This window comes from Alsobacter sp. SYSU BS001988, from assembly GCF_054796215.1.
The window spans coordinates 1-4539 of sequence record NZ_JBTAMK010000037.1; the positions used below are offsets into that span (position 1 = coordinate 1).

The following is a 4539-nucleotide window of genomic DNA, read 5'->3' on the forward strand; positions in this document are numbered from 1 at the left end:
CACCACGCGCGGCGCCAGCGTGATGTTCTCACTAACCGAGAGATGCGGGAACAGATTGAAGCTCTGGAAGACGATGCCAACTTCTTGTCGGAGCTTGCGTAGGTTGGTCTTGGGGTCATTGACCTGAACCCCATCGATACGGATTGTGCCGGCCTGGATCGGCTCCAACCCGTTCAGGCAGCGAAGAAGCGTGCTTTTGCCTGAGCCTGATCGGCCAATCAACGCCACGACTTCGCCCTTTGCAACATCGAGGGAAATGTCCTTCAGCACCTCCAGCGTGCCGTAGTTCTTGCTGATGTTCTGGATCTCAACGAGCGGCATCGAGCTTCCGCTCCAGCGAGCGGCTCCACTGGGTAAGAGGGAAGCACAGGGCGAAGTAGATGCAGGCAACAGTAATATAGACGGCAAAAGGTTTGTAAGTTCCGGCAGCTGTGAGTTGGCCTTCACGCGTGAGCTCTACTAGCCCAATCGTCGCCGCAAGCGAGGTATTCTTGATCAATTGGACAAGAAAGCCCACCGTTGGAGGGATCGCAATTCGGACCGACTGAGGGACGATCACGTAGCGCAGTTGCTCCATCGTCGAAAGGCCAAGCGACGCGCCAGCCTCCCATTGCGTCTTGGCGATCGACACAAGAGCGCCTCGCCAAATCTCGCCCAAGAAAGCGCTGCCATAAATCGAGAAGGCCACCGCCGCCGCGAGCCACGGGTTGACCGAGATGCCAACGAGGGGCAGGCCGAAGAAGATCATGAAGAGCCAGACGAGCAGCGGCGTGCCCTGCACGATGTGGATATGCAACGCCACTAACCAGCGCAGAGGGGCTATGGGCGAAATACGAGCAATGGCGAACACCAGCCCGAGCAAAGCCGAGCCGGCGAAGGCCGTCGCGGTCAGGGCCAGCGTCCAGCGCGCCGCCGCGATCAGATACATAACATCGATATAGGAAAATGTGCGGATCATCGCCTGACGAACGCCCAATAGTAGACGCCCGCGAAAAGCCCGCGAAAGGCGAAAGCGAGCCCCAGGTAGAGCGCCCCGATCACGGCGTAGACCTCGAAGTCACGAAAGGTCCGCGATTGAACGATCGACGCAGCGTGGAACAGGTCCTCCACCGAGATCTGCGAGACGATGCTGGTGGCCAGCATCAGCAGCACGAACTGACTGGCAAGCGCCGGGAACATGGCTTGCAATGCCGGAAAAACCACGACGTAGCGGAACACCTGAAGGCCTGACAGTCCAAGCGAGTGCCCGGCCTCAATCTGCGCCCTCGGCACAGCTTCAAAACCTGCGCGAACGATCTCGGTCGTATACGCGCCGAGATTGATCACCAGTGCAATGATTGCCGCCGTCAGCCCGTCAAGCCGGATCCCAAAGCTGGGCAGGCCGAAAAAGATAAGAAAAAGCTGGACCAGCAGCGGCGTGTTGCGGATCACCTCCACATAGACGCTGACAACGCGCTTCAGCCAACTGGGCCCATAAACCCGGCCGGCGGCGCAGGCCACTCCAATGACGAGACCGCCCAGCATCGCAACAGCCGAGAGCAAGAGCGTGATCAGAACGCCGCCGAGGAGAGACTCCCAAGCCGCAAAGACATCCCGGAATTGAAGCCCGTATTTCATGGCGCAGGGTGCCGGCTGGCGAGCAGGAGCTCGGCCCCTTGCCTTAAGCACCTGGAGTGAGCGGGCGAAAGCCGTTCCATCGATCCCCCTTTACAAGGAGACTACGAGGCGTTCTTATTTGATGTCAATCTTCACATATGAACAGCATGGCCGGACCATCCGAACAAGAGAACGCGGACAAGATCGCCTATGCGGCGCCGGCGCTCGAGAAGGGGCTGGACATTCTCGAACTGCTGGCCGACGTCGGCGAGCCTCTCTCGACCCGCGCAATCGCCGAGCGGCTCAGTCGCTCACGCAGCGAGATTTTCCGGATGGTTTTCGTGCTTCAGCAACGGGGCTACCTTGTCCGGGAAGTCGGCACGGACAGGTTGGCTCTCTCCCGACGTCTTTTCGATCTCGGCATCAGGACGCCAGGCGGGCGCCAACTGACCTCAGTCGTCCTGCCCTTGATGGAGCGCTTCAGCGAAGAAACCGGACAGGCTGCACATTTAGTCGTTCTAAGCAGGGCCCAGACAGTTGTGATCGCGACGACATCGGGTCATCTCGACGCGACCGTGACCGTCCGCCTTGGCTATGGCCGCCCCGCCCTCCAAGCCAATTCTGGCCTCCTTATCCTCGCGTTCCAGTCAGAACCACGCCGACGCGTATTAATGCGCGACGGAAGCCCAGCAGAGCGGAAACAGCTAGAAGGAAAGGAATTTCTCAAGCTATTCGCCGAAATTCGAACTCTGGGTCATCGGGTCGCCCCGAGCCGAGACATTTTGGCCGTGACTGATATAGCTTGTCCTATCATCGGGCCTTCCGGCCATGCGGAGGCAGCGATTTTGGTGCCTTCCTTGCAACGACACCGGTCTACCTCGAATGAGGAAGAAGTCTTGGGTTCGCTCAAGCTCACCTGCGTCGAAGCCGGAGCCCAGCTAGCGCCTTAATCCGCCGAACGCCGTCCGAGTGAAAAACGCGCAATCGACGTTCCCTGAAGAGCGTTGAAGACCGTAGGCAACGATCTTACCGGTGCCAACTTGTTGGCCGGCATGGAGCGGTGCCTTCCGAAGCTACACGGATGAGTGCTCGGCAGGTCTCGTTTCTCCAGTGAAAACAGTGACAGGGTGGCGCGCCGCACCGCGTTCACTTGCCTACTGCACGACAACGCCACAGCGGCTGGCTAATTCTCGCGAGGCCTAGGTTGTGCGCTTTGCAAATTGCTCGGCGCTCATGACTTCGATACCGACGAAGGGCTGATCGCCTTCCACCCAAGCGTCGTGCCCGGGCGGTATGGTGTAGGACATCCCGGGTTCGAGCGAGGTCTCGGAACCGTCATCCAGACGGATCCGGAGGCGGCCTGAGACAACATGGCCCATATGGGATAGCTGGCAACTCGGCGTGCCTGCTACGGGCTTGATGCACTCTGACCATCGCCATCCGGGCTGGAAACGAAATCGCCCTATCGTGCAGTCGTGGAGTCGAACGATCTCGACATCGGTGAGGTTAGGCGTCCTCCGCTCGTCAGGGGCATCGTGTGAACGCGTCTCTAGTCGGCTCACTTTGATAGGTTCTGACATGCGACCCTCCCGCCTGATTTTTAGGAGTTAGCAGCGATCAAGATACGCCCATTAGCACCGAAGTCATCACCCAGAATGGGTGCGCGAAAGTGGGTTGGGGTGAATTCGGCCGGAACTTCGTTTTCCCCCTCTTGAGTCGGTCATGGCGTGCGCGCTCCTACCGCTTCCTGACGCCCCGACATGGATGGCCAAATCAGGCCGGTGTGCGGTCCCCATTGATTTGATGAATTTGCGGCCGTTTGTCTCAAAAAGTCAGAGACCATGGTAAGCTGAGCATTCCCGGCTAATGCACCAGGGCCCATCAACGTGACCGGAACAGGAGCACTGGCATGAAATACGTCATCAGTTGGAACGAGCGGCCTCAGGGGTCGGCCCTAGAATATGAGCGGGCGCAGAAGCGTATCCTCGAAGTCTTCACGCAGTGGGAGCCACCCGAGAACTTCAAGATCGAAATGTTCGTGATCCGGGTTGGGGATTGGGGCGGATACATGCTGATGGATTGCGACGACCCCTTGGCCGTGCACAAGTTCTGCTCGATGCTGCCCGCCTTTGAATTCCAGGCGCGACCAGTCGTGCCGGTCATGGACGCAGTCCGGGTTGAACTCGAGGCCATCGCCTTCCGGGACGGGCTTCAGCCTAGTGGGACAGGACGACCAACTGTCTAGCCGGCGCGCCAGAGATGACATCGATGGATGTCTCACGCGCGACCGAACGCGTCACGCGTGAGTCCCGGAGCATCGGGCTCAACACGTCCAGCAATACGGCTCCAACTGTCCGCGCTATGCTGTCTCGCAAACACGTGGGTGAGGAGGCCAGTGGTGAGCGCTCGATGTCCGATGTCCTGATAAGGCCGATGGTCGTGTCAGCCTTAACCGTGGCCGCGGTCGACCTGGAACGCTGATTGGCACGGAGCCTGGGCCGCGATAGCGGAAGCTCGGGGGACGGCCGATTACAAGGCGCCTGCGCTGTTCCTGATTTGCTTGACCGTCTAGGTGCGTCGGAGGTCGGTACCTGGGCCCTAAGCTGACCTGAGATGCCCCATCGTCCGGCGATCGACCGCCCCAACTTCCAAATCATCATTGTCTTGAACCGATTGCCCTGATTTTGTCTCCGGCGAGAGCGCCTTAGTCAGGCCTCCGCCGATAGCCTGGACAGCTATAGGTGCTGGACCTGCGATTGGCGCCATTGGCATGATTGGCATGGACGTCCGGAAGAACATGGGCTCGGGCGGACTATCTCTGCCGCCGAGGTGTGTTCGAATGCGTAAGGCCGTCCATCCCACTCCGGAGGAGATCTCCGCGATCAAGGCTGAATGGAAGCGGTTCCTGGACTGGAAGGAGCGGCAACCGGATCCAAGGCTCAG

The 4539-nt window shown here is 59.5% G+C and carries 5 protein-coding genes; 2 read left to right on the forward strand and 3 right to left on the reverse strand.

What is annotated here, in order from left to right:
• The 3 genes from ACYVO7_RS25585 to ACYVO7_RS25595 all read right to left on the reverse strand — a co-directional run.
• On the reverse strand, nt 1-321 hold a 321-nt coding region (locus ACYVO7_RS25585; protein WP_460452581.1), incomplete at its 3' end, for an ATP-binding cassette domain-containing protein.
• Nucleotides 308-958 (reverse strand): amino acid ABC transporter permease, encoded by a 651-nt coding sequence (locus ACYVO7_RS25590; protein WP_460452582.1) that lies wholly within the window; start codon nt 956-958, stop codon nt 308-310. The genes ACYVO7_RS25585 and ACYVO7_RS25590, both read right to left, overlap by 14 nt.
• The gene (locus ACYVO7_RS25595) at nt 955-1617 is read right to left on the reverse strand and encodes an amino acid ABC transporter permease (protein WP_460452583.1); all 663 of its coding nucleotides are present in this window, start codon (nt 1615-1617) and stop codon (nt 955-957) included. Before ACYVO7_RS25595 ends, ACYVO7_RS25590 begins: the two co-directional genes overlap by 4 nt.
• 137 nt (nt 1618-1754) lie before the next feature.
• Here ACYVO7_RS25595 and ACYVO7_RS25600 point away from each other — a divergent pair, with 137 nt between their 5' ends.
• Nucleotides 1755-2546 carry an IclR family transcriptional regulator gene (locus tag ACYVO7_RS25600; RefSeq protein WP_460452584.1) on the forward strand — a complete coding sequence of 264 codons (792 nt, stop codon included), beginning with the start codon at nt 1755-1757 and terminating at the stop codon, nt 2544-2546.
• A gap of 959 nt (nt 2547-3505) precedes the next feature.
• On the forward strand, nt 3506-3841 hold the full coding sequence (locus tag ACYVO7_RS25605; protein ID WP_460452585.1) for a DUF3303 domain-containing protein: 336 nt from the start codon (nt 3506-3508) through the stop codon (nt 3839-3841).
• Nucleotides 3842-4539: the final 698 nt, after the last annotated feature.

What these genes read in the sequence shown, in the direction of transcription:
- ACYVO7_RS25595 (WP_460452583.1), bottom strand. Translation starts at nt 1,617, where the DNA reads ATGAAATACGGGCTTCAATTCCGGGATGTCTTTGCGGCTTGGGAGTCT.
- ACYVO7_RS25600 (WP_460452584.1), top strand. Translation starts at nt 1,755, where the DNA reads ATGAACAGCATGGCCGGACCATCCGAACAAGAGAACGCGGACAAGATC.
- ACYVO7_RS25605 (WP_460452585.1), top strand. Translation starts at nt 3,506, where the DNA reads ATGAAATACGTCATCAGTTGGAACGAGCGGCCTCAGGGGTCGGCCCTA.
- ACYVO7_RS25590 (WP_460452582.1), bottom strand. Translation starts at nt 958, where the DNA reads ATGATCCGCACATTTTCCTATATCGATGTTATGTATCTGATCGCGGCG.